Source organism: Actinoplanes sp. NPDC051405 (genome assembly GCF_055586185.1).
Map to the genome: position 1 here is coordinate 79,283 of NZ_JBVJIR010000011.1, position 26,767 is coordinate 106,049.

The following is a 26,767-nucleotide window of genomic DNA, read 5'->3' on the forward strand; positions in this document are numbered from 1 at the left end:
CGGCCCGCCAGGCCGGCGCCCGTCGCCTCACAGCTCGGTGAAGTTGTCGAACCCGATGGTCTTGAGCACCTCGGTGCGCACGTCCGGGCACTCCGCCTTGGTCTGCACGTCGAGCTCGGTGTCCGGCGGGACCAGGCCCCGCTCCTGATAGAAGCTGGACAACTCCACGGTGACCTGGGTCATCGCGGCGAACTCCCCGCCCGCCGCCTTCCAGCGGGACACGTTCTTCTCGAGGAAAGCGCACAGGTCGGTGGCCGACACGGTCTTGCTGTCTCCCGCGGGCGTGGCCGCCGCCCCGGTGGTAGCGGCCGCGGCAGTCGGTGCGGCCCCCGACGACGAGCCGGTGCCGGAACTGCCGCAGGCAGCAACGGAGAGGGAGACAAGGCCGGCGACGGCGATCGACAGCACGATCCGACGCGAAGGGGAAGAACTCATGAGACACCTCGGTTCAGGCCCGGCGCAGCGTGCTCGCTCGCCGTGGTGACCTGAAGCTATCGGCTGCTCACACCCTCCACATCGCACGTTCGTGCCACCGGGCCTACGGCTCGAACTTGTATCCCAGACCCCGGACCGTGACGATGAAGCGGGGCGCGGACGGCTCCGGCTCGACCTTCGACCGCAGCCGCTTCACGTGCACGTCCAGGGTCTTGGTGTCGCCCACGTAGTCGGCGCCCCAGACCCGGTCGATCAGCTGGCCCCGGGTCAGCACCCGGCCGGCGTTGCGCAGCAGCAGCTCCAGCAGCTCGAACTCCTTCAGCGGCAGCTGCACCGACGAGCCGTCCACCGTCACCACGTGCCGTTCCACGTCCATCCGGACCGGGCCGGCCGCCAGCGTCGGCGTCGTCACCTCCGCCGCCTCCGCGCCCTGCCGGCGCAGGACCGCGCGGATCCGGGCGACGAGCTCACGCGGCGAGTACGGCTTGGTGACGTAGTCGTCGGCGCCGATCTCCAGCCCGACGACCTTGTCGATCTCACTGTCCCGGGCCGTCACCATGATGATCGGTACGGCGGAACGCTGCCGCAGCTGCCGGCACACCTCGGTGCCGGACATCTCGGGCAGCATGAGGTCGAGCAGGACGATGTCGGCGCCGGTCCGGTCGAACTGCGTCAGGGCCGAGGTCCCGGTCGCCGCGACCGACACCTCGAAGCCCTCCTTGCGCAGCATGTACGACAGGGCGTCGGAGAACGACTCCTCATCCTCGACCACGAGCACGCGAGCCAATGGGGGTTCCTTCCTTGAAGGGCGGCCTGGTCAGGCCGAAGGGAGCCCGGCCGGGCCGGACTCGATCTCAATCGCCGCCGGTAACGGCATGGGGGTTTCCGGGGGTCGCGCCGGTAGGCGCAGGGTGAACGTCGAGCCACCGCCAAGTGTGCTCGACACCTCGACACGGCCGCCGTGATTGGTGGCGATGTGCTTGACGATGGCCAGGCCCAGGCCCGTGCCGCCGGTCGAGCGGGAACGGGCCTGGTCGGCCCGGTAGAAGCGTTCGAAGATCCGGTCGACGTCGTGCGGGGCGATGCCGATGCCCTGGTCGGTGACGTCGATCTCGATCCAGTCGTCGTCCTGGCGCATGGTCAGGCCGACCTTGGTGTCCTCGCCCGAGTAGGCGATCGCGTTCTCGACGAGGTTGGTGACCGCGGTGGCCACCTGGCTGTCGCTGCCGTACACGGTCGCGCCCTTGGGACCGGTGTAGACGACCTCGATGCCCTTCGCCGACGCCGTGGTGCGGGTGCGGTCGACGACCTCGGCGATCACCCAGTCCAGGGCGACCGGCTCCGGGGCGGGCAACGGTTCGGCGCCCTGCAGCCGGGTCAGTTCGAGCAGTTCGTTGACGAGCCGGCCCATCCGGGCGGACTCGTGATGGATGCGCTCGGCGAACCGCCGGGCCGCGATCAGGTCCTCGGAACGGTCCGCCAGCTCGGCCTCGGGCAGCTCGGTCGCGTCGAGCAGGGCCTCGGCGAGCAGTTGCAGCGCGCCGATCGGGGTCTTGAGCTCGTGGCTGACGTTCGCGACGAAGTCCCGGCGGACCCGGGCCAGCCGGTGCGACTCGGTCACGTCCGCCGCCTCCACCGCGACGTGCGTGGAATTGAGGGCCACGGCGCGCAGGTGCAGCCCCAGCGGTGCCTGGGCCCCGCCGGCGCGGCCGCGCGGCAGGTCGAGCTCGACCTCGCGGCGCACGCCGGTGCGGCGGACCTGACCGGCGAGGGTACGCAGGATCGGATGGGCCGCGATCGTCCCGGGAGCACCGCCGGAGCGCAGCAGCCCCATGGCCCGCGCCGCCGGGTTGACCAGCACCGGCTCGTCCTGCGCGTCGAGCACCACCACGCCGACGCGCAGTGAGTCCAGGCTCTTGCGGCCGAGGCCCTTCATGCCGTGCTTGCCGAGGCGCTCCTCGTCGATGTCGATCTTTCGTCCCCCCTCGGTCGACCGGGCCGCGGCCGGCTTCTTGCGGGCCGCGGTGACCGGCGGCCCGGTCCGGCCGCGCCGGGACAGCAGGAACCCGGCCACCCCGCCGAGGGCGAGGGCGACGAGAACGAGGGCTGTGCCGAACACCGGATCCACGCTGCGATCGTAGGGTCATTGTTTACCTGGACCGTACGGCTAACCGGACAAATCCGGCGCGCTTCGAACAATGTTCACCACCAGGCCCGGCGTCGTTCACCGCCGTTCATGTTCAGGCCGCCGCGCCCGCCTAGCCTGGGCCCCGCGAGTCCAGCTCAACCCGGCTGCCACCGGTTCGCCGGCAGCCCCGAACCCCGGGACGAAAATCATGCGCGAGGAGTTTCAGGCCGACCTCAGCGAGGTCAGTCGCCTGCTGGTGACCATGGCGGAATCGGTCCGCGCCGCGATGCGCAAGGCGACCACCGCCCTGCTCAAGGCCGACCGGGAGGCCGCCGACGCGGTGGTGGCGCGCGACGCGGAGGTCGACGACATCTACCGCCAGGTCGAGGCCAAGGTGGCGGACACCATCGCCCGGCAGGCGCCGGTCGCGTCCGACCTGCGGATGGTCATCACCGCCCTGCACATCTCGGCCGACCTGGAGCGGATGGGCGACCTGGCCGAGCACGTGGCCAAGACCGCCCTGCGCCGGCACCCGTCACCGGCGGTGCCGGCCGAGCTGCGGCCCGTCTTCCGGCAGATGGCCGAGGTCGCCGACCGGATGGCCGACAAGATCACTACGGTCCTGGCCAGCCCCGACGCCGACCTTGCGGCCGAGCTGGAGAAGGACGACGACGCGATGGACGACCTCGAACGCGACCTGTTCAAGATCCTGCTGCACGACGACTGGCCGTACGGGGCGGAGACCGCGATCGACGGCGCGCTGCTGGGCCGCTTCTACGAGCGGTACGCCGACCACGCGGTGAACGCGGGCGAGCAGATGATCTACCTGATCACCGGCAAGCCCGTCCAGAACTGACCTACGAGCGCGAAAAAGGCCGGGACGCCACGGGGGCGGCCCGGCCTTTCCGCTGTCAGCTTGCCGGAGGTCAGCGGCCCTGGTTGGCGACCGCCGCGGCGGCCTCCTTGGCGACCTCGGGGTCGAGGTAGGCGCCGCCGGCGGTGACCGGACGCAGGTTCTCGTCCAGGTCGTAGCGCAGCGGGATGCCGGTCGGGATGTTCAGCCCGGCGATCGCCTCGTCGGAGATCTGGTCGAGATGCTTGACGATGGCGCGCAGCGAGTTGCCGTGCGCGGTGACCAGCACGGTCTTGCCGGCCAGCAGGTCCGGCACGACAGCGTCGTACCAGTACGGCAGGGCACGCTCCAGGACGTCTTTGAGGCACTCGGAGCGGGGCTTGAGCTCCGGCGGCAGCTGGGCGTAGCGCGGGTCGGCGAACTGCGAATACTCGTCGCTGTCGTCGATCGGCGGCGGCGGGGTGTCGTACGAGCGGCGCCAGAGCATGAACTGCTCCTCGCCGTACTGCTCCTTGGTCTGCTTCTTGTCCTTGCCCTGCAGGGCGCCGTAGTGGCGCTCGTTGAGCCGCCACGAACGGCGCACCTGGATCCAGTGCCGGTCCGCGGCGTGCAGCGCGATCTCGTTGGTGCGGATCGCGCGGCGCAGCAGGCTGGTGTGCACGACGTCGGGCAGCAGGCCGTGCTCCTTCAACAGCTCGCCGCCCCGCCGGGCCTCCTGCTCACCCTTGGCCGTGAGGTCGACGTCGACCCAGCCGGTGAACAGGTTCTTGGCGTTCCACTCACTCTCACCGTGCCGCAGCAGCACAAGGGTCCCCACAGTCATGCCCTCCATCCTGCCGCAGCCCCGGCCGGCGCGTGCGCCGACCCTCAGTGGCGACCACCACGTGGAAACCCGGCTGCGCCGCCGGACCCCGATCAGTAGGTTGTAAGGCTGTAGGAGTGTTGCGGTGCTTACGGGGGTCGGCGTGCGCGGGTGGTTACAGCAGGCGACGGGCGGTCTGCCACGACAGTTCTGGTTCCTCTGGACCGGCACCCTGATCAACCGCCTGGGCGCCTTCGTGGTGATCTACCTGGCCATCTACCTGACCCAGGCACTGCACTTCAGCCAGAGCCAGGCGGGCCTGGTGCTGGGCGCGTACGGGGTGGGCGGCGCCGTCGGCACCATGACCGGCGGGGTGCTGGCCGACCGCTGGGGCCGGCGCCCGACGCTGTTGACCGCCCAGTTCGGCGCCGCGGCGCTGATGCTCACGCTCGGCTTCGCCGAAGGCTTCTGGCAGCTGGCCGCCGGGGCTCTGCTGCTCGGCGTCTTCGCCGAGGGGGTCCGCCCGGCATTCCAGGCCATGATGATCGACATCGTGCCGGACCGGGACCGGATCCGCGCCTACTCCCTGAACTACTGGGCGATCAACCTCGGCTTCGCCAGCGCGGCCATCCTGGCGGGCTTCGCCGCCCAGTTCGACTACCTGCTGCTGTTCATCGTGGACGCGGGCACCACCCTGGTGACGGCGGTGATCAGCATGATCTTCCTGGCCGAGACCCGGCCTGCCCGCACCGCGAAACCGGCCGAGGCGACAAGGACCCGCGGCGGCCCCGGCCTGGGCACAGTTTTCCGTGACCGGGTGTTCGTCGGCTTCCTGCTGCTCAACTTCTTCGTCGTCCTGGTGGTCATGCAGCACATGTCGACGCTGCCGATCTCGATGAGCGCCGACGGCCTGAGCCCGGCCACGTTCGGCTGGGTCATCGCCATCAACGGCCTGATGATCGTGGCCGGCCAGCTCTTCGTCCCGAAACTGATCGACGGCCACGACCGCACCCGCGTCCTGGCCCTGGCCACCCTGATCATGGGCGTGGGCTTCGGCCTCAACGCCTTCGCCGGGACCGTGGCGCTGTACGCGGTGTCGGTGGTGATCTGGACGCTGGGCGAGATGCTGCAATCGCCGTCGAACTCGGCGCTGATCGCGGAGCTGTCGCCGGCGGCTCTGCGCGGGCGGTATCAGGGGGTGAACTCGCTGTCCTGGTCGGCCGGGTCGGCATTGGCGCCGATTGTGGGTGGCTTTGTGCAGCAGCACCTGGGGAGCACGGTGCTGTGGTTGGGGTGTGCCGGGATCGGGATCGTGGTGGCGGCGGGGCAGATCGCGTCGGGGCCGGCTCGCGAGCGGCGGGTGGCAGCTCTGCGCGCTGCCACGCAGCCGGGCGAGCCGGCATCGGCGGTGGGGGCGTCACCCGCAGCACCGCCCGCGGCCGGGACCGAGCCGACACCGGCGACTGCACCCGCCACCGAGCACGAGCCGGCCGGGCCGCCGCCGTCGACCGGCGAGGTCCGGCACGAGGAGGACACCACGCCGCCTGCGCCGATCAGGGTGCCGGCCCGCGACTAGCTCACGGTCATGCTGGGTGCCCGCTCACGACCAGCGGGCGCCTCGGCTGGGCTGTGGGGCGCGCTCCGAGCCTGACGAACGAAGCTGGGCGATCATCGAGTCGCCCACCGGGCGACAACTGCTTCAATGCGACCTCGCCGTTCCTGGCGAAGCTCCCGATGTCTGGCGGCCTTGCGGCGCCGCCGACGGCGAAACGTCGAGCCGCTCGCGAAAGCACCGCGAAACCGCCAGGGCGGTAGGGCCCATATCGCTGCCGGGCCAACACCATCCCTTTCGCCGTCGACCGTGGCCGCCCCGGCCACGAACCGCATCGGCACGCGATCGCGCCGTCTGACTGTGAGCGGACCCGAAGACGCGGACATGCCGTTCGCGAAAGGCTCACGCCGCCGAGGCATTCCTCGAAGCCCGCTGACCAGATACCCGAATGGCACCGACAACCGACCTTGGTGTCCGCCGCGGCCTTAGGGGGTAGGTGTATTCAATCGACGCAGCTCCACAACGAAACTCGAGAGGATGACACCGCGTGGCAGCCACCAAGTCCGCCAAGAATCCGACGGCGCGTAATGACACCCCCAACACTCCTGATGTCCGGGAGGGCGCGATCGCCAAGATGAAGGTCGCCGAATTGCGGCAGAAGCTGCGCACTCACGGCGTCAAGGACACCGCCGAGCTCAAGAAGCCCGAGCTGGTCCAGAGACTCATCAAGGCCGAAGTCGCCGCTTCCAAGACGACCAAGAAGACGAACTCGGCCAAGAAGACGACGAAGAGCAAGAACCCGACCTCGCACAACGACACCCCCAACACCCCGGACGTCAGCGAGAGCGCGATCGCCGAGATGAAGGTCGGCGGGCTGCGCCGCAAGCTGCGTGGGCACGGGGTCAAGGACACCGCCGATCTCAAGAAGCCCGCGCTGGTCAAGAAGCTCATCAAGGCCGAGGTCGCCGCGACCAAGAAGAGCACTCCGGCCAAGACGAGCCCGGCCAAGACAAGCTCAGCCAAGACGAGCACCTCGGCCAAGAAGACGAGCTCGGCCAAGAGCAAGAACCCGACCTCGCACAACGACACGCCCAACACCCCGGACGTCAGCGAGAGCGCCATCGCTGCGATGAAGGTCGATGATCTGCGCCGGCGGTTGCGGGGGCACGGCGTCAAGGGCACCGGCGAGTTGAAGAAGCCGGAGTTGGTGCAGCGGCTCATCAAGGTCGAGACGACAAGCGCCAAGAAGAAGGCCTCGAAGAAGTAGGGACGAACGGCAGACGGCCAGCGGTTGACAGCCGGACGACCGAGGCGGGCATCATCCGTGAGGGTGAAGTTGCCAGGTGTGACGGTTCAGACAGATGGCAGACAGCCAACCCGCTTGTGGCCCTTGACCGGCCCAACTAGCGTGGTCGATGGACGCCGAGCCGTCAGTTCGGGGAACGGGTCGGCCCTTCGGGGCCACCGCGGATCGGCGTTCGGGGACGGGTGGCATCAGCCGTTGGGGGACGGCGTTACCCGAGACCGGCGGTTAGTGCGGGCGACGCCTATGGGGATGGGTGTCGCCCGCCGCCGCCGGCGCCGTCAGCCCCCACGGCCTTCAGCTCCGCAGCCTTCACTCTTCGCTCCCGGCTCGGACCCGCCGCCAGATGCAGGATCGCGGCGACGACACCCACGGCGGCGACGATCAGCCAGTGCGCCGAGCCGAAAGCTTGCAGGCTCACCCCGCCCAGGGCCGGCGCCAGGAAGGCCGCCGCCGGGAAGGTGAGGAAGAACACCGCCTGGTAGCGCCCGCGCAGTTCGACCGGCGCCAGCTCCGAATTGATCTCCGCGTTCGGCGGCGCGGCCAGCATCGACCCGACCGTCCAGATCGCCGCCGCCACCAGGTAGCCGCCGAGCCGGTCGGCGAACGTCAGCGTCGCGAAACCCACCGCCATCACCGCCACCGCCGTGGCCAGCACCCGGTCCTTGCGGTGCCGGTCGATCAGCCGCGGCACGAACAGCTGGCCCACCACGATCAGCGCCCCGCCCAGCGCGGTCACCAGTCCGTAGCTCGACGGGCTGAGCCCGTCGTCGCTCATCGCCAGCGGCACGATCGTGCTGGTCTGCGCGTAGAGCAGCGCCTGCAGCAGAGTCAGGCCGACAAAGACCAGAAAGATCTTGTCGGCCAGCACCGCGCCGGTTTTCGCGGCGGCCATACGCGGCCGCCGGATGAGCGTCTCCGGGACCTTCCAGGCGATGAGTACGCCGGTGAGCAGAGTCGACGCCGCGTCGATCAGGAACAGCCCCAGATAGCTCCACTCGGCCAGCAGCCCGGCCAGCAGCGACGCCCCGGCCATGCCCAGGTTGAACGCCCAGAACTGCAGGTTGAACGCCCGGGAACGACGCTCGGCGGGCACCACGTCGATGATCGCCGCGACGAACGCCGGGCCGGGCATCGACTGGGCCAGTCCCAGCAGCAGGCCGAGCCCGGCGACCAACCGCAGATCCGTGCTCACCGCCAGCGCGACCAGCAGCGCGGCGGTGGCGAAGTGCGAGGCCAGCAGCGTGGAGCGGCGGCCCCAGCGGTCGGTGAGCACGCCGCCGAGCAGAGTGCCGGCGACGCCGCCGATGCCGTACCCGCCGACGATGAGGCCGGCCAGGGCCGGGCTCGCGCCGCGCTGAGCGGTGAGATACAGGCTCAGGAACAGCACGGCGAATCCGCCGACCCGGTTGATCAGCAGACCGGTCCAGAGATACCAGTACGTCGCGGGCAGTCCACCGGCCGCGTCCGTCCACCACTTGCGCCCGGTCGGCACTTAGCCGGGGGTTTCCTTGTCGGCGAGGTGGGCGAAGGCCTGGAGGTTGGCCAGCGACTCCCCGCGCTTGACCCGCCACTCCCACTCGCGCTTGATGGACGAGCCGAAGCCGATCTCCAGCATCGAGTCGAAGGACTCGTCGGCGTATGTCAGCACCGCGCCGAGCAGCCGGTCCAGCTCGTCCTCGTCCAGGCCCTTCAGCGTCACCCGGCCGGTCAGGTAGACGTCGCCGGCCGCGTCGATCGAGAAGCTCACGCCGTACATGCGGGCGTTGCGGCGCAGCAGCCAGGCCCAGAGCTCCTCGCTCTGCTCGTCCGGGTGGCGCATCACGAACGCCTCGATGCGCAGGGCGTGCTCACCCACGATGAGGTTGCAGGCCGTCTTGAGCTTGTGCGTGCCGGGCAGTGTCACCACCCACGAGGCATCGCCGGTGGACTCGCACTCCAGCTCGCGTTCCGCGCAGACCCGCTCGATCAGCGCGCCGATCTCGGTCACCATGAGAACGAGCCTGCCAGGCGGGCCTCGATCAGCGCACGGTGCTCGGTCACCGCCTCGCGGTAGACCCGCAACAGACCGTCCGCGGTGCGGTCCCAGGAGAAGTTGGTGGCGTGCCGGACCGCTCCGATCGACAGCCGCAGCCGGCGGGCCGGCGCCAGCAGCAGATCGGCCAGCACCCTGGCCCAAACGGCGGGCTCGTGCCCGTCCACCAGCACCCCGCTGACGCCGTCGGTGACCGCCGTGACCAGACCGCCCACGGCCGCCGCGACGACCGGCGTGCCGCAGGCCTGGGCCTCCAGCGCGACCAGCCCGAACGATTCGTTGTGGGAGGGGACGGCGACCAGGTCGGCGGCCCGGTACAGCGCGGCCAGGGCCTCGCCGGTCTGCGGCGCCACGAAGCGCACCTTGTGCGAGACCCCGAGCGAGGCGGCCAGCTCGATCAGCGCGGTGGGCCGGTCCAGGCCGCTGCCGCTGGGGCCGCCGCAGATCACCACGGTCACGTCCTCGTCGCGCAGGGCGGGCGCGGCCAGCGCGTTGATCAGCACGTCCGGGCCCTTGAGCGGCTGGATCCGGCCGACGAAGGCCACCACGTACCCGCGTTCGGGCAGGCCGAGCCGGCGGCGGTCGGCCGCCCGGGTGGACCGGGGTCGAAAGCGGTCCAGGTCCACACCCGGCTGCACCACAGTGAGCCGGGTCGGGTCGGCGTCGTAACAGCTGACCAGGTCCTGGGCCTCGAAGCGGGTGTTGGCCACCAGCCGGTCGGCCTCGGCGATGACCTGCTCCTCGCCGATCACCCGGGCCTTGGGCTCGGGGCGGTCCCCGGCGGCGATGAACCTGTTCTTCACCTTGGCCAGGGTGTGCGCGGTGTGCACGTGCGGGACGCCCCAGCGTTCCCGGGCCAGCCAGCCGACCTGCCCGGACATCCAGTAGTGCGAGTGGATCAGGTCGTACGCGCCCGGCGGGCGCGCGGCCTCGGCCCGCAGCACGCCGTTGGTGAAGGCGCAGAGCTGCGACGGCAGCTCCTCCTTCGACAGGCCTTCGAACGGGCCGGCGGTGACATGGCGCACAGTCACGCCCGGCGCCATCTCGACGACCGGCGGCAGCTCGCTCGACGTGGCGCGGGTGAAGATCTCCACCTCGACGTCCCGCTCGGCCAGCCGCTTGGACACCTCGACGATGTACACGTTCATGCCACCGGCGTCGCCCGTGCCCGGCTGCTCCAGCGGCGAGGTGTGCACGGAGAGGGTGGCGATGCGCCGGGGTGTCGGCCAGGGGCCTGCAGCCCGCAGCTCAGCCACGTCGTGTCCCTTCGCGAAAGCAGTGGAACGTAACGGGGAACTGTTACGCCGACGTTCATCTTCCCCATCGGCGGGCCCTCAACCCAACGCCAGGAGGCCGGGGGTGACCCAGCTCTCCCACCGCGGTGAGGCAGGATCAAAGGATGGTGCAGAAGAAGATCGCCGTCGTCACCGGGGCGTCCAGCGGCATCGGCGCGGCCACCGCGCGCCGGCTGGCCGCCGAGGGCTTCCACGTGGTGGCTGCCGCGCGCCGGGCGGACCGGCTGGAGAAGCTGGTCGCCGAGCTCGGCGCGGACGCCACCGCGGTGGTGTGCGACATCACGTCCGACGCTGCCGTGGATGCCTTGGCCGCCGCGGTCGACGAGCTCGGTGCGCCGGTCGCGCTGCTGGTCAACAACGCGGGCGGCGCGCGCGGGATGGACCCGGTCGAGGCCGGCTCGGTCGCCGACTGGCAGTGGATGTACGAGGTGAACGTCCTCGGCACGCTGCGGGTCACCAAGGCGCTGCTGCCGGCCCTGGAGGCCAGTGGCGCGGGCACGGTGGTGACCGTCGGGTCGACGGCGGCCTTCACGGTCTACGAGGGTGGCGCCGGTTACACCGCGGCCAAGCACGCGCAGAACGCCCTCGTCGGCACGCTGCGCCTGGAGCTGGCCGGCCGGCCGGTGCGGGTCATCGAGATCGACCCGGGCATGGTGCGCACCGAGGAGTTCTCGCTCAACCGCCTCGGTGACCCGGCCAAGGTCGACGCGATCTACGCCGGGGTGCGCGAGCCGCTGGTCGCCGAGGACATCGCGGACTGCGTCGCCTGGGTCGCCACCCGGCCGCAGCACGTCAACGTCGACCGGCTGGTGGTGCGCCCGATCGCCCAGGCGGCCCAGCACAAGGTGGCCCGGGAGCAGAGCTGACGCCATGAAGCCGGTCGGTGCGGTCACCCGGGGCACCACGAACCCCAACCGGCTGCGCCGGGTGGACAACTTCATCGCGTACCGCTGCGGGGAGCTGCTGGCCCGCGCGACCGCACCGCTGGTCGTGGATCTGGGCTACGGCGCGACGCCGGTCACGGCTGTCGAGCTGCGCGGCCGGCTGGCCGCGCAGGTCCGCCCGGACATCGCGGTGGTCGGTCTCGAGATCGATCCGGTACGGGTGAGCGACGCCCAGCCGTGGGCGGACCCGCCGCTGCTGGAGTTCCGCCGGGGTGGCTTCGAGCTGGCCGGCCTGCGCCCCCAGGTGGTCCGCGCGTTCAACGTGCTGCGCCAGTACGACCAGGACGAGGTGCCCGCCGCGTGGGCCACCATGACCGCCACCGGCGCCCTGCTCATCGAGGGCACTTGTGACGAGCTGGGCCGGATCGCCACCTGGGCGGTGGTCGGCGCGGACGGACCGCAGACGCTGACCCTGTCGGCACGACTGTCCGATCTGGACCATCCGGCCACTTTCGCCGAACGCTTGCCCAAGGCCCTGATCCACCACAACGTGCCCGGGTTCCCGATCCACGACCTGCTGCGCACCCTGGGCGCCGCCTGGGACGCGTCGGCCACGCCGTTCGGTCCGCGGCAGCGGTGGCGGGCCACCGTCGAGAAGTTCCGCGAGCAGTGGCCGGTGCTGCCCGGTCCGGCCCGGTGGCGCCGTGGTGAGCTGACCGTTCCCTGGCCCGGACAGCCGACCGGGCCGGCCCGCGAACGGACCGGCCCGATACCGGGTTGAGCGGCGTCACTTGCCGATGGTCACCTTGAACATCGGGTCGGCGGCGACCTTCTTGAACGCGGTGAGGCTGCTCGGCATCGAGTTCACCGAGATGTCGCGGTCACCCTCGTCGTCGCTGGCGGTGTCGAAGTAGACGACGGCCTTGATCGCCGGGTGGGCCTTCAGCTCGGGGACGACCGAGGCGAACGCGGCGGACTTGTCGGTGACGGTCGCGCGGCGGTGGTACATGCCCCACTCGGCCACCATGATCGGCTTGGTGGGGTGGTTCTGCACGGCCCAGTCGTACCAGCCGAGGCCGCCGCCGGTGGGCTGCCGGTCGAGGATGTCGCCCATGTCTCCGTAGTGGTAGTAGCCCTTCTCCACGCTGACGTAGGAGTCAAGGCCGACCCAGTCGACGTACGCGTCGCCCGGGTAGAGGTCCTTCCACCAGGACTGGGCCATCCACTTCTCGTTGCCCATGTAGGCGAGCACGTTGACGGCGTTGGTGACGCCGTTGGCCCGCAGCCGGGTGATCACGTGCCGGTACATCGCGGCGTAGTCCTTGGCGGTCATGCCCGACGCGGCGGTGGTCTGCACGTCGTTCTCCGGCTCGTGGTGCAGCGCCAGGAAGAACTTCTGCTGGAAGTTCTGCTTGACGTACGCGGACCACTTGTCGATCCGGGCGTCCTGCTGGCCGGCGGCGACCTTGGCCCAGGTCGAGTTGTAGGCGACCTTCCAGTTCAGCAGCAGCACCCGCGGGCGCTGCGGGTCCTGGGTCATGGCGATCTCGGCCTTGGTCGGGAACTGCTCGTCGCCCTTGTGGTACTGGTGGAAGATCGTCGCGGTGCGCCCGGTGAGCGTCTCCCAGGTCTTGAGGGCCTGGTCGCGCGGGGTGTCGGTGAAGCCGCCGGCCGCGGCGCCCCACAGCACGCCGCAGGACGGCACGAGCAGCGCACCGGTGACACACTCCGCCGGCGGGGTGGCGGACGGAGTCGCCGTCGGCGCGGTGGTGGTCGGCGGGATGGTGGTTGGCGCGGTCGTAGGCGCCGTGGTCGTGGGTGCCGTGGTCGTGGGGGCCGTCGCTACCGGAGCCTTGGTGGGCGCGGTGGTGGCGGGGGTGGCCGGGGGCGTGGTCGCCGGCTTGGTCGGAACGGCCGTGGCCGTGGTGCGCTTGACCGTCAGCACCAGTTCCGGGCCGCCGGCGGTGGCGGTGCCGTACTCGATGGCGCGCACCCGGGTGACGCCGGTGGTGGCGGCGGACTTCAGGGCGAACGCGTAGGTGCCGCCGCGAGTGACCACCTTGGAGACGTCGAAGCGCAGCGTCGTGTCGGTGATCCGCGGCTTGATCGAGGCGACCAGCGCGCCGAGGGCCGGCGCGTTCGCCGCCGTGATCTTCTGCTGCGACCACGTGCCCGCGACGGAGTAGACGCTGAGCGTGGCGGCGACCGGCTTGCTCTCCACCGGCAGCCGCAGCTCGGCCGCGGTGACGGTGGCACCCGCGGCGACCTTGGGCGCGAACTTCACATAGGACAGCCGGGTCTCCCCGGACTCCTTGCCGACCACCAGCTTGTCGGCCGAGCCGAAGTTCGCCGTCCGGCGGGTGCTGGACGTGTAGGCGTCGTCGGTGCTGTAGGTGGTCGTCGTCTCGGTTGTCGTCGCGGCGTTCGCCGTACCGGTCAGCGCGACGCCCGCGCCGGCCACCACCACACCCGTCAGTGCGACTCCGATCGTCCTGCGCCTGGCCGTCACGTCGTTCCCCCTGTATGTCAAACAATTGCTGTCTGACATTCAGGTTCGGCGCGGGCGGGTGCCGGCCCGGATCGCGTACGGGTGCAGGCCGGGAGCCGCGCCACAGTGGACCCTCTGGCGGCAGGAGCCCCAGCGGATGAAGGGCTTTGCGGCCGACAGCACCTCCACCGTTCGGCCGACCCCGGAACGCAGAAAACGCCGCCGGAGCAGCTCCGGCGGCGTTCTCGTTCAGGTCGTCACACGGTCGGTGCCCGCTGGTCGAGGATCGAGCGCAGGGCCTCGAGCAGCAGATCGGCGGTGAACGGCTTCTTGACCAGCAACGCGTCCGGGCCGATCAGGCCCTTGGTGACGGCGATGTCCTTGGGCAGGCCCGAGATGAACACGACGCCCATCTCGGGACGCAGCCCGGTCGCGGTGCGGGCCAGCTCGCCACCCGAGTCGCCGGGCAGGTTGAGATCGGTGACCAGTACGTCGATCACCCCGGGATGGTCCTGGCAGACCGCGACGGCCTGCGCGCGATCGCCGGCCACCAGGGTGGCGAAGCCGCGGCGCTCGAGCATCCGGCGCATGATGTCGCGCAGGTCCTCCTCGTCATCGACGACGAGGACCGTGGGGCGCTCCTGCGTGGCCTCAGTCATGGCGGCCTCCTTGGCTCTACTCACGAAACACGCTATCGGCGCGGCGCCGCACCGGTACGGCTTTCCGAGCTTTCAGAGCGTCAACTTCCACTTGTCCAGGATTCCGGTCGTGGTGCCGAAGGAGTCCTTGACCTGCAACGTCCACGTACCGTTGCGCGACGTACCGGACAGGTTGATCGGGTACGTCTGGGCCAGATTCGCCGCGGTGTCCGCCTTGTCGGCCTGCTTCAGCGTGTACTTCGTACCCCGCGGGCTCACCAGCGAGACGACGAGCGAACCGCGGTAGCCGTGCGCGACGGTCACCGTCACGCTGGAGGTCGCCGACGCGGTGCCGGTGCAGCCGGAGATGCCCACGCTGCTCCACGCGGTGCCGTACTTGCTGATCCGCACGTCGGTCCCCATGGTGAACGGCCCGCACGCGGCGACCGGCGCACTGGTGGCCGGGGTCGTCGTCGGCGGAGTCGTGGTCGGGGCGATCGTCGTGGGGGCGGTCGTCGGCGCGGTGGTCGGCGCGGTGGTCGGGGCCGTCGTGGTGGGGGCCGTGGTGGTGGGGGCCGTGGTGGGCGTGGGGCTCGGGGTGCCGGCAGCGGTGTTCAGCCAGGTCGTGTTGAGGAGCTTGTTGACCGACCCCGTGCCCGGCGAGGTCACCTTGTCCACCGACGCCCTGGTGGTGAGGGCGGTGAGCACCTGGGCCGGCGTGGCCGCCGGGTCGGCACCCAGCACCAGCGCCGCCGCGCCCGCCACGTGCGGGGCCGCCATCGAGGTGCCGCTCATCGTCTGGGTACCGGTGTCCGACGAGTAACCCGCGGACGTGATCTTCGCGCCCGGCGCGAAGATGTCGAGGCAGGAACCGAAGTTGGAGAACGAGGCCCGGGCGTCGGTGCTCTCGGTGGCGCCGACCGTGATCGCGTTGGGCGTGGCCGCCGGCGAGTAGCTACAGGCGTTCTTGTTCTCGTTGCCTGCCGCCACCGCGTAGGTCACCCCGGCGGCGATGGACTTGGTGACCGCGGCGTTGAGCGCGGAGCTCAGCGTGCCGCCGATGCTCATGTTGGCCACGGCCGGCTTGACCGCGTGCGCGGTCACCCAGTCGACGCCGGCGATGATCGCCGAGTACGAGCCGGACCCGGTGCAGTCCAGGACCCGGACGCCGACCAGCTTGACGTCCTTCGCGACGCCGTACGTGCGGCCGCCGACCGTGCCCGCCACGTGGGTGCCGTGCCCGTTGCAGTCCTGGGCCGTGGCGTCCTTGTCGATGAAGTCCCAGCCGTGACTGGCCCGGCCACCGAATTCGGTGTGGCTGGTCCGGATGCCGGTGTCCAGCACGTACGCGGTCACGTTGGCCGCGGAGCGGTAGGTGTAGGTCTTCGACAGCGGGAGCGCGGGCTGGTCGATGCGATCCAGGCCCCACGTGGGGGCGGTCTGGGTGTCGGTCATCCGGACAGTGGCGTCCTGCTCGACGTAGTCGACGGCCGGGTTGGCGGCGAGCCGGCTGGCCGCGGCGGCCGTCATGGTGGCCTGGAAGCCACGGACGGCCGAGAGGTAGTTGGCGCGGACCCTGCCGCCGTACCGCTTCACGAGGGCCTGGGAGGCGGAGGTGACCTGGGCGGCCGCCGCCGTACCGGGCTTGAGCACGACGATGTAGCTGCCGGCGATCGCGTCCGCGGTGGCCGCCGCGCGGACCGGGCCGGTGGGCAGGGCGGTGGGCGTACCCGCGAGTGCGGTGCCGGCGACGCCGGTCACCGCGGCCGCGGTGGCGATGCCGGCGGTCAGCGCGAAGCGCGCGGTGCGGCGCCGGCCGTCGTTGCGAGTCATTCTGGGTTCCCTCCCGTTAAGCCACAGGCGAACGACTTCACCCGCGTGACGGGGCATGCCGATGGCGTCTGAGGGAAAGGTTGACGACGGGACAGAGTCACCAGGGACCTTGCCGGTTGCGCCTCAGTTGCAGGGTCCCGAACGACGTCCCGAGGGCTAAGGCGCCCCTCCGGCGGGCCGAAGTACCCGCTGTCAGGACCGCTGCACCGCCACCGAGCAAGGAGAGCGATGATGACCACCATGCTGTCGCCCGAGATCGTCACCGTCCCGTCCCTGGTCGACCGCTGCGACAGCTGCAGCGCGGCCGCCAAGGCCGAGATCGCCCTCAGCAGCGGCGGCTCGCTGGTGTTCTGCGGGCACCACGCCAACAAGCACGCCGACCGGCTCGTGCTGGTCGCGGCCAAGGTCACCGTCGAGGACGGCTTCGAGTGGGCCGGACAGTCTCACTCGGCGTGACCACTTGATCCCATCCGCCGCGATATGATCACTCCCTCACGCTTGGGCGGAAACGCCCATATTTAGAGGGGTTTCACCGGTGCAGATCGCGGCGCAGGACGTGGGCAGGCTGTCCCGGATCCTCGCCGGGTGCGCCGGTGTCGCGGTGGCCGTCATCGGCGCCCTGAACCTGCTCACCTCGTCCGCTGGGGAGAACACCCTGACGTCGAGCCCGGCGGCCGCATTGCTGGCCGCCGGGCTCGCTCTGCTTCTGCTGGCGCCGACCCGGTCCACGCCGGTGTCGCGCGTCACCGCGTACGTCCTGGCCGGCCTGGCCGCTCTGCTGGGAGCCGCCGCCCTGGCCCGGCATCCGGCGGCGGCCGTCGCCACCCTGCTGACCGGACTCGCCCTGACCTGTATCGACGTGCGGATCCGCCGGCCCGGTGAGCAGTCCCGGTTCCGGATCGCCGATCCCCTGCTGGCCGGGGCCACGATCATCGCGTTGGTCGCGCTCGTGCCGCGGATGTTCGCGCCGACCTTTCCGGAAGGTGGCGGCCCGGACAGCGTGATGACGCCGTACCACGCGGGTGCCTTGCTCACTCTGGCGCTGGGGGCCATCCTCGCCCGGCCGGAAGCGGGCCCGCTGCGTACCGCCGCGGCCGCCGGACCCGGCACCAAGATCCGGCACACGCTGCCCGCGGTGATCGCCGTGCCGGTGGTCGCCGCCCTGATCAGCGCGCTGGCGGTGCGCACCGGGATCAGCCGGCCGGCCGCCGCGATCAGCACCGGCGCGATCCTGGCCGCCCTCGCCGTGCTGGCCCTGATCGGCTTCCTGGTCCGCTCGCTGGAGGGCGCCGACCGCCAGCAATGGGAGCTGGTCGCCGAGCTGCGCGAGCGCCGCGAGTTCGCGGACACGCTGCTGCAGTCGATGAACGAGGCGGTGATGGTGCTCGACGCCAACCACCGGGTGATCGACGTCAACCGGCGCTGGCGGGAGCTGACCGGGCACAGCGAGCCGCTCGCCCCGGATCCGGCCCCGCTGCCACCGGCCGGGACCGGCGACTGGCTGGTCCGGCACGCCGACGGCACGGACATTCCGGTGCTGGCCACCATGGCACCCATTCCCGACGCCGACGGACGGCCCCGGGCCTACGTGGCCACCTACGTCGACATCACCGACCGCAAACGGGTCGCCGACGAGCTGCGGGAGCGGGCCGGCGAGCTGGAACGCAGCAACGAGCAGTTGCGGGAGTCGAACGCGCGGCTGGCCGCGGCGCTGGCCTTCAAGAACGACCTGACCTCGATGCTGACCCACGACGTGGCCCAGCCGATCAGCTCGATCGCGAGCCTCTCCGAGCTGCTCAGCGCGGACTGGGCCGAGCTGGACGAGGACACCCGCCTCGAGCTGACCACGAAGATCGACAAGAACACCCGCCGGCTCGTCAAGATGATGAACGACCTGCAGCTGCTGTTCCGGCTGGACACCGGGGCGGTCACCGCGCGGCGCACCCCGGTGCCGGTACGGGAGGTCGTCACCGCGGTGGCGGCGGACCTCAAGTGCGCGGCGGACGTGGCGATCGAGATCGACGAGGACCTGGCCGCGCTGGCCGACCGTCAGCACCTCTGGCACGTGGTGCACAACCTGCTGGGCAACGCCCTGAAATACGGCGATCCGCCGCTGGTCATCAGGGCCGGCCACACCGGGGAGTCGATCGAGCTGGTGGTGCAGGACCGCGGCGCGGGGATCCCCGAGGAGCTGGTGCCGCAGCTCTTCGACCGGTTCATGCGCGGCGCCGGGCTGGGGCTGTTCATCGTGCGGCACCTGGTGGAAGCCAACCGGGGCTCGGTCCGCTATGAGCGGGCCGAGCCCCGGGGTGCCCGTCTGGTGGTGACGTTCGAGTCGGCGCGGTGAGCCGGCCGGCGTCACCAGTCGTGGTCGCCGCCGCGTTCCTCCTCGTGGATGACGCCGTCGCCGCGGACGTCGCGGGAGCCCATCGCCTTGCCGCCCATCGGGGCGGCGCCGCCGCTCACCGACCGCGAGCCGCCGATCCGGCGGCCGGGGGCGAGCACGTCGTCGAGATCGGCGGCGCTGGTGATGCCCGGGGCCGAGGTGATGTCCACGTCGGTGCCCGCGTTGGCGTTGCTGAACTCGCCGGCGCTGGTGCCCCAGCCGGCACCGGGATGCGGCCGGCCGCCCCGGGCCCGGGCGGCGACCGAGGCCGGTGACGCCGGGTTGCCCGGCCGGCCGGCGAGCTGCTTGGAGCTTGCCCCGCGCAGCTGCAGGTCACCCAGTTTGCCGGTCTCGATCAGGCCCTTGAAGGTGTCCAGGTCGGCCTTGAGCCGCCGGCGCAGGGTCTCCTGACCGTGCCGGTCGCTGGGCAGCAGAAAGGCCACGTCGGCCTCGAGCTGGGCGACGATCTGGGTCCGGGTCTCACCCATCGGCCGCAGCGTGATCGTCTCGGCGAGCAGCGGTCCCTCGGTGGTCGCCCACGAGACCCGCTCGTCCAGGGAGCGCTCGGTGATCTGGGCGTCGAACTCCCGGCGATGGCCCTCGACGTCCATGATCCAGTGGGTCTGGTCGTCGCCGATCCGGGTCACCCGCTGCACGCCGGTCATGAACCGCGGATAGTTCTCGAAGGTGGCGATCTGCTCGTACACCGCGTGCAGCGGGGCACCGATCTCGACGGCCTGCTGAACCATACTCATCGCATCTCTCCCATGCTGAAGTGCTGGCATGACTGAGAGTACGTACGCGACTACAGGCTGCGGCCGGTTTCCGATCAGACCCGGCGCAGGTACTGCCACTGGCCGACCTCGCCGGCGTACCGGGCGTCACTCGCCGCCACCAGGGCCACACCAGCCTCCCGCAGGGTGGCCACCACCAGCGGGGACGGGCCGCGCCAGGCCTCGCTGATCTCGACGGCCGTACCGGTGACGAGGCAGGCGGTGGCGAGCGCCGACAGCATGTCCCGGGTCACCGCCGACTCGTCCACGCCGACCTGGCTCAGCAGGCTCAACGGGCGGGCGAGCTGCGCCGGCGCGTACCGGGAGGCCCGGTCCATGCCCTTGATCGTCGCCGTCACCAGGATCTCGGCGACCTGGTCCGGGGTGAGCTCACCGGTGGCGAGCTGGGCCCGCACCTCACGCGGCAGGGCCGGCCCGGAGGCCAGCGGCAGCCGGGAGACGGCCACCGACACCGCTTCGAGGTGCCCCAGGTCCCCCGGCCAGGCCAGCCAGCCGTCGCGCTGGACGACCTCGACCTCGGCGGCGATGCGCAGGTTCAGCTCGGTGCGCCGGCGGGCCCGGCGGATGGTGTCCGCGTACGCGGGCAGCCACGTCGTCTCGGGCCCCACCTGGTCGGCGAACGTGACGGAGGTCAGCCCGGCGTGGTCGGCAGCGGAGACGATCAGGCCCACGCTGTCCCGGCCGGCCGCGAACCCCGTGTGCACGTGGGCGTCGGCCCGCAGATCGAGGGCGGGCGCCGGCGTGGCGAGGGTGGTGCCGTCCATGACCGATTCACGCTCTGCACCCACGATGACTCCCGAGACCGATTCCCGCCGGACGAGCTCTTCTCGCCCTGGGGATTACGGTGCGGCCCCGGTGTTGTGGACCGGGGCCGCGCCAGGTGCAGTCCGGGTGCGTCCGGTCAGAGCCGGAAAGCGCCCACCAGAGTGCGCAGTTGCTCGGCTGTCCGGGCCACTTCTTCGCTGGCCTGCCGGGTCTGGGTGACGCCGTGCACGGCGGTGGCGCTGGCCGTGGAGACGTCGGAGATGTTCGCGGCGATCCGGCTGCTGCCCGACGCCACCTCGCCGATGCTGCGGCTCATCTCGCCGGTGGTCGCGGTCTGCTCCTCGACGGCGCTCGCGATCGTCGTCTGGAAGTCATTGATCTTGGCGATGACCTCGCTGATCCGGCTGATCACCTCGACCGCGCCGCCGGTGTCCTGCTGGATCGCGTTCACCCGGGAACCGATGTCCTCGGTGGCCCGCGCGGTCTCCTGGGCCAGGTCCTTGACCTCGCTGGCCACCACGGCGAAGCCCTTGCCCGCGTCGCCGGCCCGGGCCGCCTCGATGGTCGCGTTGAGCGCCAGCAGGTTGGTCTGCTCGGCGATCGAGGTGATCAGCTTGATCACGTTGCCGATCTCCGCCGAGGACTCGCCGAGCTGCCGGATCGTCTCCGTGGCCTGCGCGGCCTCGGACACGGCGATCCCGGCGATCTGCGCGGCCTCGCTGGTGTTGCGCGAGATCTCCCGGATGCTCAGGCCCATCTCCTCGGAGCCCGCGGCCACCGTCTGCACGTTGCGGGAGATCTCCTCGGCCTCGCTCGACGCCGAGGAGGTCTGCGCGTCGGTGTCGTGGGCGGCGTCGGCGATCTGCCCGGCCACGGCCGACAGCTCGGTCGCCGAGCTGGCCAGGGTCTCGGCCTCCTGGCCGATGGTGGTGAGCGAGCGGTGGATCGACTCGACGGCGGCGTCCAGCCCGGTGGCCATCCGGCCGAGCTCGTCGCGGGTCGTGATACCGCTGCGCTGAGTGAGATCACCCTGTTGCAGGGCCTCGATGATCTCGCCGAGCCGCTGCACCGGGCGCAGGATCGACCGGGCCAGGGGTACGGACAGCCCGATCATCAGGAGCAGCCCGACGAGACCGACGATCCAGGCGGCCCGCTTGGTGTCGCTCACCGCGTCGGCCATGTCGGCGCGCTCCTCCTCGGCGGTGGCCGTCACCTTCTCGTTCAGGGCCCCGAGCTGGTCGTCCACGGCGTGGTTGCGCTCGGCGATCTGATCGGTGTTCGGGGCGGCGGTCGCGCCGGGTGCCAGGGACTGCTGGACGAAGCCGGTGATGAAGGTGCCGAAGTCGTTGACGTCCGGCCGGATCGTGCCGAACTCGGCGGCCAGGGCGCCGGTCAGCCCGCACGACTCGACCCCGTCGGCCGCCTCGGTGGCGGAGACCACGTCGTCGGCGACGTCCTGGGTGACGTCGTGCTTGAGCGCCGACCGGTACGCGTCGACCTTCAGCTCGCTCTGCCGGGTGTCGAGGTGGTTGAGCGCCGCGAGGCACGCCTCCAGTGTCCGCACGTAGTCGGACTGGCTGACGACCCGGTTCTGCCCCTGCACCGTGATCGTGGCCAGGGCGATCAGGGCCAGCACACCGACGAGCACGATAAGCGTCAGACGCTTGGCGATGCCCATTTCCGTCAATCTCGACATCTACGTCCCCCTCGAAGGCGACCATGTGCCCGAGTGTCCGGGCTCGTGGTGCGGCGGTAATTCCATCTTCAGGGCGGATCGGCCCATCCGCGCCGGTTTTTATCCATTTGCCGCAACTGTTCTGCACTGGCGGAGCACCGGAACCGGCATCCCGCGCTCGGCAGCCTGGCCTGAACGAGCGCGCGTCCCCGTACGGCCGAAGGGAAACCCATGAAACGACGACATCAGCGCACCGCCCTGGCTCTGCTCGCCGCGGCCGGCACCGTCGGCGGCACACTGATCCTCAGCCCCGCCCCCGCCGCCGCGGCGGGCCCCGCGGCCAGGATCGCCGGCACCGGCAAGGTCGTCACCGGTGGCACGCCGCTGAACGCGCGCAGCGCCCCGTCCGCGGGCAGCCCCCGGATCGGCACCATCCGCAACGGCGCCACCGTCTCGATCGTCTGCCGGACCGCCGGGCAGTTCATCAGCGGAACCGTGACGAACACCGGCTACTGGGACCGCCTGGCCGACAACAGCTACATCTCCGACGCGTACGTCCAGCGGGGCGCCTTCACCATCCCGAAGTGCAGCCCGGCCGCGCCGGTGTCGGCCGTACCGCTGCCGCCCGTGTCGGGCACCTGGATGCTTCCCGTCGCCGCCGGGCTGGTCAGCGGCTTCCGCACCACCGGCCGCCCGGCCCACGACGGCGTCGACCTCGGCGCCACCCGCAACACGCCGATCCGCGCGGCCACCGCCGGCACCGTCATCCGCGTGGTCTGCAACGTCTCCAAGGGAAGCTGCGACGTGGACGGCAGTTCCGCCCTGCGCGGCTGCGGCTGGTACGTCGAGGTCCAGCACGAGGGCAACCTGGTGACCCGGTACTGCCACATGGTGCGGCGCCCGGCGGTCACCGTCGGCCAGAGCGTCCCGCGCGGCGCGATCCTGGGCTACGTCGGCACATCGGGCTCGTCCTCGGGCCCGCACCTGCACTTCGAGGTGCACGCCGGCGCGCCGGCCACCCGGGAGAACGCCGTCGATCCGATCGCCTTCTTCAAGGCCCGCGGGCTGTCCATCCGCTGATCCCGGCCCGTCCGCTGATCCCGGCGCCGTCGTCCACTCCGGCGGCGCCGGACCGGCCCGGAACCGTTGCCGGGCAAGCCAACGGGCCGGACTCCCACAGGGAGCCGGCCCAGGTTGGTACCACAATGGAGGGTCAGTCGCCCGGCGGCTCGACGCCGGCCGGACGCAACATCTCGGTCACCGCGCGGACGGCGGCCTCGTCGGGCGAGGCCGCTTCCCGGTTGACCGTCTGCAGTTCCTGGTACACCTCTTCGCGGTGCACCTGAACGCTGCGCGGGGCGTTGATACCGATCCGGACGACATCACCGCGCGTCTCGAGCACGGTCACGACGACGTCGTCGCCGATCATCACGCTCTCGCCGGCCCTCCTGGTCAGCACGAGCATCGCGGCAGTCCCTTCTCCATCCGTGGACAGGACACCAGGTCGGGCGAGCGGCCCTCAGAAGCCCCGGCGCATGATCGCGCGAACCGGCATGTTGCTGTCGTTGAGCACCACCTGCATCGCACGGCGACTGTCACGGTCGATGATGATCGGTGCCAGCAGGTTCGCTGTGGTCTCGTTGACCCCGGCCGTGATGACGACCATGACCAGCAACCGGTCCGGGTCCTTGGTGTTCAGTGCGGCGAAGACGGCGTTCTCGATCTCCGGCGCGTAGTCCGGGAAGAACGGCTCCGGCGGCGCGACCAGGAAGCGAAGCTCGGGGTTCTGGATGGACGTGAACGCATAGAGCAGGCCCTCGTCATTCAGCCGGACGAGTACGAACTGCTGGTGCGCGGGGAATCCGGGCATGGGAACGGCCATGTCGATGATCGGCATGTCCAGCTCGGTGTCAGTCACTGTGGCCCCAATCGGTCGGGACGCGGTGCGAGTAGTCATGGTCACCTCAGGAAATCGATGAGCGACGGTTGGATAACCTTGGCCGTGGCGGCCAAGGCAGCCTGGTACGAGGTCTGCTGCAGCTGCATGTCCATGATGGTCTTCGGCAGATCGATGTCCTCGATGTCCGACAGCTGGGACGTCACCGACAACAAACGGTCCTGCGCGGATTCCTTCATCTGCGTAATCCGATTGTATCGTGAGCCGATCTCGGAAACTGCCGATTTCAACTGATTACCAGCCTTGTCCAACTGACCGAGATTGGCCTGCAGCTGCGTGCCGTCGCCGGCCCGAATGCTGGCGGAAATGTCTTTCAGTACCTTGAAGAGCCCGGTTGAGTCGTCACCGAAAGCCTCCTTGCCGGTCATGTCCACCCGCACCTTGACGCCCGAGCCGACCGTGCGCGAGACGCTGGTGGTGGCAGGCTGTGCGGGGTCGTACGAGTTTCCGGTGAACGTGCCGTCCTTGTCGTAAGCGACCGGGTCCGCCGTGTTGCCGCCGAACACCGGCCGATCCAGATAACGGGTGTTCGCCTGAGCGATCAGTCCTTCCCGGATCTGGTCGATCTCGGCCGCCAGCGCCTCGTTCGCCAAGGCTCCGTTGGAGCTGACGTTCAGTCCCTGAACAGTGAGGTCACGCGCCCGGTTCACCAGAGTCGAAGCACTGCCCAGCGTGTCTTCCAAGGTGCTCAGCCAGCCGAGGCCGTCCTCGGCGTTCCGCGTGTACTGCTGACTCGTCATCGACTCGCTGCGCAATTGCAACGCCGAGACCGTTCCGGCCGGGGAATCCGACGGCCGGTTGAGCTGCTTACCACTCGACAGCTGATCTTGGATCTTCGCACCCTTGGCGAGATTGCGTTGCAGATTGGCGAGCACCCGGGTATGGATGCTGTTCTCGGTGATTCTGCCGCTGGCCATTTATTTTCCCTACCTTCCGACCAGGCCCGTACGGTTGATGAGCTGGTCGAGCATCGAATCGATCGTGGTCAGCACCCGGGATGCGGCTTCGTAGCCACGCTGGTACGTCAGCAGATTGGTCATCTCTTCGTCGAGATTGACCCCGGACTCCCCCTCGCGCGCCGCGTCGACCTGTTCGGTCACGACGCCTTGGATCTCGGCCCGGCGCGCCGAGCCCTGCGACACGACCCCGAGCTGACCAATCATTTCTTGGTATTCCCGGTCCGGGCCGCCGGCCTTGTCGCCGATGTCGGCGATCGCGTCGGCCACCGAGTTGTCCCGCGTTCCGCTGGCCGCCGAGACCGCGACCTTGTCCGGGTCCTTGATCAGCACCTTGATGGAGGCAGCCGAATCGCCGTCGAAGAAATTGAGGGCCGTGCTGCCGTCGGCACTGAAGCCATTGACGTGCTCGGCATTCACCTTGTCGATCAGGTTCTTGGCGACCGAGTCGAGCTCCGCCGACAGCTTGGGAATGATCTTGGTCATCGTGTCGGTCATCGCGCCTACCGTGCCGCCGGCCTGCGCCGCCGTGCCGTTGTCCTTCCAGCTCAATGCGACCGGGTCAGCGCCCTGATCCTCCAGCCGCGCGGCCCCGGTGTACTGGACCTCGCGCGTGACGCTCCCGGTGACCAGGGTGGAACCGCCGATGAAGACGTCCATGCCCCCGTTCGGCCGCTTGGCCGCGGTGGCCCCGGTGAGCTCGGCGAGCCGCATGGCCAGCAGATCACGCCGGTCCTCCAACTCGTTCACCGTCACCCCGGAGGCGTTCGCCTGGATGATGCTGTCGTTGAGCTGGGCGATCGATCCCGCCGTGACGTTGACCTCGTCGACGTAGACGTCCATCTGGTTGCGGTTCTGACTCCACTGCCGGGCCAACGCGTCATGGGCTCCGTTGAGCTGGTTGGCGACCGTCGCACTCTGCTGGATGAGGGCCGACCGGGGGGCGGTGAGCTGCGGATTGTTCGCCACGTCATTCCAGCCACCCCACATGTCGCGCATCTGCGCGGCCAGAGCGGTGTCACTCGGCTCGGCGAACGTGTCCTCGATCGAGGTGTAGGCGGCACTCTGGCTGGCCAGATACGCGCTCGTGCCGTGTTCTGAGCGACCTCGGTTCTCCAGGTACTCGTCGCGGAGCCGCTGCACGTCGGAAACGGCGACACCGGTGCCCAGCCCGTCGGTCTTCGCGTACATGGCCGGCGACATGGAGCCCACCTGCGACTGCATCTCGACACGCTGCCGGGTGTATCCCTCAGTGTTGGCGTTCGCGATGTTCTGACCGGTTACGTCCAGGCCGCGACGCTGGGCGTAGAGCGAGGTCAAAGCGGTGTTGATCCCACCGAAGCTGCTGCCCATCAGATCGCCTCATCCACCAGGCTGGGGCGGCGCACGCCGCCGCTGACGGTTTTGCCCTGAGGGCTATAGGTTTCCACGGTTCCGGCGAACGCGAGCATGGTTTCACGAGCTGCCCGCTGACCCGCGGTGAGCAGATCGCGGTTCGTCTCCGCCATGGCACCGATCTCCGACGTCAGCGTGAGGAATGCCTTGCGGTGCTGGTGCAGCAGATCGGACCAGGGCGCCGGCGCCGCATCCGCCAACTGACCCAGGGATGCTTCCGCGGAGAGTCCCAGCTCGATCGCGACGGCCTGGGCGTACGCCGCCCGGGCCACCTCGGTCTGCCGGATCTGGTCCAGCACGACCTCCACCTCACGGGTGGCGTGCGCGAGCCAGCGGGATCGGTTGGAGGCGAGCAGCAGCTGCTCCTCCTCCAGCTTGAACAGCAGCAGCTCCAACAGCTCCCGTGCGCGCCACAGGACGCTGGACAGGTCGGTCAGGCTCACCGGCTCCTCCTTCTCCGCAGAGGGACTCCCTCCGCTTCACCGGACACGTCGGCATCTGTCGGGCGTCTCTGAGGAGTTGAGGTCGCTCGGGTTGCGAATCGGTGAGCGGTCGGATCCGGCGTTCGCGAAACATCCGCGAACAAACTTCAG

General features: G+C 70.3%; 26 protein-coding genes. 8 read left to right on the plus strand and 18 right to left on the minus strand.

The genetic code is table 11. The annotated features are described in order from the left end of the window. Positions 1–27 precede the first annotated feature (27 nt). From ACZ6S4_RS23665 to ACZ6S4_RS23675, 3 genes are all read right to left on the minus strand, one after another. A complete protein-coding gene (locus tag ACZ6S4_RS23665) occupies positions 28–435 on the minus strand; it encodes a MerR family transcriptional regulator (protein ID WP_465476991.1) in 408 nt (135 codons plus the stop codon). Positions 436–538: 103 nt separating this feature from the next. Beyond that, a complete protein-coding gene (locus ACZ6S4_RS23670) occupies positions 539–1,222 on the minus strand; it encodes a response regulator transcription factor (protein ID WP_212986497.1) in 684 nt (227 codons plus the stop codon). Between the two features lie 30 nt (positions 1,223–1,252). Further along, entirely contained in the window at positions 1,253–2,554 is a 1,302-nt protein-coding gene (locus ACZ6S4_RS23675; RefSeq protein ID WP_465477179.1) for a sensor histidine kinase, read from the minus strand. 217 nt (positions 2,555–2,771) lie between these two features. Between ACZ6S4_RS23675 and phoU the strand changes: the two genes are divergently transcribed. Further along, complete coding sequence (gene phoU / locus ACZ6S4_RS23680) at positions 2,772–3,419, plus strand: phosphate signaling complex protein PhoU (RefSeq protein WP_465476992.1); 648 nt, start codon at positions 2,772–2,774, stop codon at positions 3,417–3,419. A gap of 70 nt (positions 3,420–3,489) precedes the next feature. Here phoU and ACZ6S4_RS23685 read toward each other — a convergent pair whose 3' ends face one another. Next, positions 3,490–4,248 (minus strand): phosphoglyceromutase, encoded by a 759-nt coding sequence (locus ACZ6S4_RS23685; protein WP_465476993.1) that lies wholly within the window; start codon positions 4,246–4,248, stop codon positions 3,490–3,492. A gap of 133 nt (positions 4,249–4,381) precedes the next feature. On the opposite strand from ACZ6S4_RS23685, the gene ACZ6S4_RS23690 reads away from it, so the two are divergent. Beyond that, positions 4,382–5,794: an MDR family MFS transporter gene (locus ACZ6S4_RS23690; protein ID WP_465476994.1), complete on the plus strand. Its 1,413-nt coding sequence runs from the start codon at positions 4,382–4,384 to the stop codon at positions 5,792–5,794. A 523-nt stretch (positions 5,795–6,317) separates the two neighbouring features. Further along, entirely contained in the window at positions 6,318–7,037 is a 720-nt protein-coding gene (locus tag ACZ6S4_RS23695) for an SAP domain-containing protein (protein WP_465476995.1), read from the plus strand. Positions 7,038–7,317: 280 nt separating this feature from the next. On the opposite strand, the gene ACZ6S4_RS23700 is transcribed toward ACZ6S4_RS23695, so the two are convergent. From ACZ6S4_RS23700 to mshA, 3 genes are read right to left on the minus strand one after another with little or no spacing between them, the layout of a single operon-like run. Then, a complete protein-coding gene (locus ACZ6S4_RS23700) occupies positions 7,318–8,568 on the minus strand; it encodes an MFS transporter (RefSeq protein WP_465476996.1) in 1,251 nt (416 codons plus the stop codon). After that, complete coding sequence (locus tag ACZ6S4_RS23705) at positions 8,569–9,066, minus strand: type III secretion system chaperone family protein (protein WP_465476997.1); 498 nt, start codon at positions 9,064–9,066, stop codon at positions 8,569–8,571. Then, positions 9,060–10,364 (minus strand): D-inositol-3-phosphate glycosyltransferase, encoded by a 1,305-nt coding sequence (gene mshA, locus ACZ6S4_RS23710; RefSeq protein WP_465476998.1) that lies wholly within the window; start codon positions 10,362–10,364, stop codon positions 9,060–9,062. The genes ACZ6S4_RS23705 and mshA overlap by 7 nt, the downstream gene beginning before the upstream one ends. Before the next feature lie 143 nt (positions 10,365–10,507). Between mshA and ACZ6S4_RS23715 the strand changes: the two genes are divergently transcribed. Beyond that, entirely contained in the window at positions 10,508–11,269 is a 762-nt protein-coding gene (locus ACZ6S4_RS23715) for an SDR family oxidoreductase (RefSeq protein ID WP_433722476.1), read from the plus strand. Positions 11,270–11,273: 4 nt separating this feature from the next. After that, positions 11,274–12,068, plus strand: a complete 795-nt coding sequence (locus ACZ6S4_RS23720) for a class I SAM-dependent methyltransferase (RefSeq protein ID WP_465476999.1) — start codon at positions 11,274–11,276, stop codon at positions 12,066–12,068. A 6-nt stretch (positions 12,069–12,074) separates the two neighbouring features. On the opposite strand, the gene ACZ6S4_RS23725 is transcribed toward ACZ6S4_RS23720, so the two are convergent. The 3 genes from ACZ6S4_RS23725 to ACZ6S4_RS23735 all read right to left on the minus strand — a co-directional run bounded on the left by ACZ6S4_RS23725 (position 12,075) and on the right by ACZ6S4_RS23735 (position 16,246). After that, a complete protein-coding gene (locus ACZ6S4_RS23725; protein WP_465477000.1) occupies positions 12,075–13,796 on the minus strand; it encodes a DNRLRE domain-containing protein in 1,722 nt (573 codons plus the stop codon). A 236-nt stretch (positions 13,797–14,032) separates the two neighbouring features. After that, a complete protein-coding gene (locus ACZ6S4_RS23730) occupies positions 14,033–14,434 on the minus strand; it encodes a response regulator (protein ID WP_465477001.1) in 402 nt (133 codons plus the stop codon). 72 nt (positions 14,435–14,506) lie between these two features. Next, entirely contained in the window at positions 14,507–16,246 is a 1,740-nt protein-coding gene (locus tag ACZ6S4_RS23735) for a S8 family serine peptidase (protein WP_465477002.1), read from the minus strand. A 231-nt stretch (positions 16,247–16,477) separates the two neighbouring features. Here ACZ6S4_RS23735 and ACZ6S4_RS23740 point away from each other — a divergent pair, with 231 nt between their 5' ends. Continuing rightward, entirely contained in the window at positions 16,478–16,702 is a 225-nt protein-coding gene (locus ACZ6S4_RS23740; protein WP_360833109.1) for a DUF7455 domain-containing protein, read from the plus strand. A gap of 79 nt (positions 16,703–16,781) precedes the next feature. After that, on the plus strand, positions 16,782–18,593 hold the full coding sequence (locus ACZ6S4_RS23745) for a sensor histidine kinase (RefSeq protein WP_465477003.1): 1,812 nt from the start codon (positions 16,782–16,784) through the stop codon (positions 18,591–18,593). An 11-nt stretch (positions 18,594–18,604) separates the two neighbouring features. On the opposite strand, the gene ACZ6S4_RS23750 is transcribed toward ACZ6S4_RS23745, so the two are convergent. From ACZ6S4_RS23750 to ACZ6S4_RS23760, 3 genes are all read right to left on the minus strand, one after another. Continuing rightward, the gene (locus ACZ6S4_RS23750) at positions 18,605–19,387 is read right to left on the minus strand and encodes an SRPBCC family protein (RefSeq protein WP_465477004.1); all 783 of its coding nucleotides are present in this window, start codon (positions 19,385–19,387) and stop codon (positions 18,605–18,607) included. A gap of 74 nt (positions 19,388–19,461) precedes the next feature. After that, positions 19,462–20,214, minus strand: a complete 753-nt coding sequence (locus ACZ6S4_RS23755) for a hydrolase (RefSeq protein WP_465477005.1) — start codon at positions 20,212–20,214, stop codon at positions 19,462–19,464. 113 nt (positions 20,215–20,327) lie between these two features. Beyond that, a complete protein-coding gene (locus ACZ6S4_RS23760; RefSeq protein WP_465477006.1) occupies positions 20,328–21,887 on the minus strand; it encodes a methyl-accepting chemotaxis protein in 1,560 nt (519 codons plus the stop codon). Between the two features lie 210 nt (positions 21,888–22,097). Here ACZ6S4_RS23760 and ACZ6S4_RS23765 point away from each other — a divergent pair, with 210 nt between their 5' ends. After that, positions 22,098–22,946 carry a peptidoglycan DD-metalloendopeptidase family protein gene (locus tag ACZ6S4_RS23765; RefSeq protein WP_465477007.1) on the plus strand — a complete coding sequence of 283 codons (849 nt, stop codon included), beginning with the start codon at positions 22,098–22,100 and terminating at the stop codon, positions 22,944–22,946. A 133-nt stretch (positions 22,947–23,079) separates the two neighbouring features. On the opposite strand, the gene csrA is transcribed toward ACZ6S4_RS23765, so the two are convergent. From csrA to flgN, 5 genes are read right to left on the minus strand one after another with little or no spacing between them, the layout of a single operon-like run. After that, positions 23,080–23,331, minus strand: a complete 252-nt coding sequence (gene csrA, locus ACZ6S4_RS23770) for a carbon storage regulator CsrA (RefSeq protein WP_451913450.1) — start codon at positions 23,329–23,331, stop codon at positions 23,080–23,082. A 54-nt stretch (positions 23,332–23,385) separates the two neighbouring features. Beyond that, positions 23,386–23,784, minus strand: a complete 399-nt coding sequence (fliW, locus tag ACZ6S4_RS23775; protein WP_465477008.1) for a flagellar assembly protein FliW — start codon at positions 23,782–23,784, stop codon at positions 23,386–23,388. Between the two features lie 41 nt (positions 23,785–23,825). After that, positions 23,826–24,740, minus strand: a complete 915-nt coding sequence (locus ACZ6S4_RS23780) for a flagellin N-terminal helical domain-containing protein (RefSeq protein WP_465477009.1) — start codon at positions 24,738–24,740, stop codon at positions 23,826–23,828. A gap of 9 nt (positions 24,741–24,749) precedes the next feature. Continuing rightward, complete coding sequence (gene flgK, locus ACZ6S4_RS23785; protein ID WP_465477010.1) at positions 24,750–26,132, minus strand: flagellar hook-associated protein FlgK; 1,383 nt, start codon at positions 26,130–26,132, stop codon at positions 24,750–24,752. After that, positions 26,132–26,617 carry a flagellar export chaperone FlgN gene (gene flgN / locus ACZ6S4_RS23790; RefSeq protein WP_465477011.1) on the minus strand — a complete coding sequence of 162 codons (486 nt, stop codon included), beginning with the start codon at positions 26,615–26,617 and terminating at the stop codon, positions 26,132–26,134. Before flgN ends, flgK begins: the two co-directional genes overlap by 1 nt. Positions 26,618–26,767 lie beyond the last annotated feature (150 nt).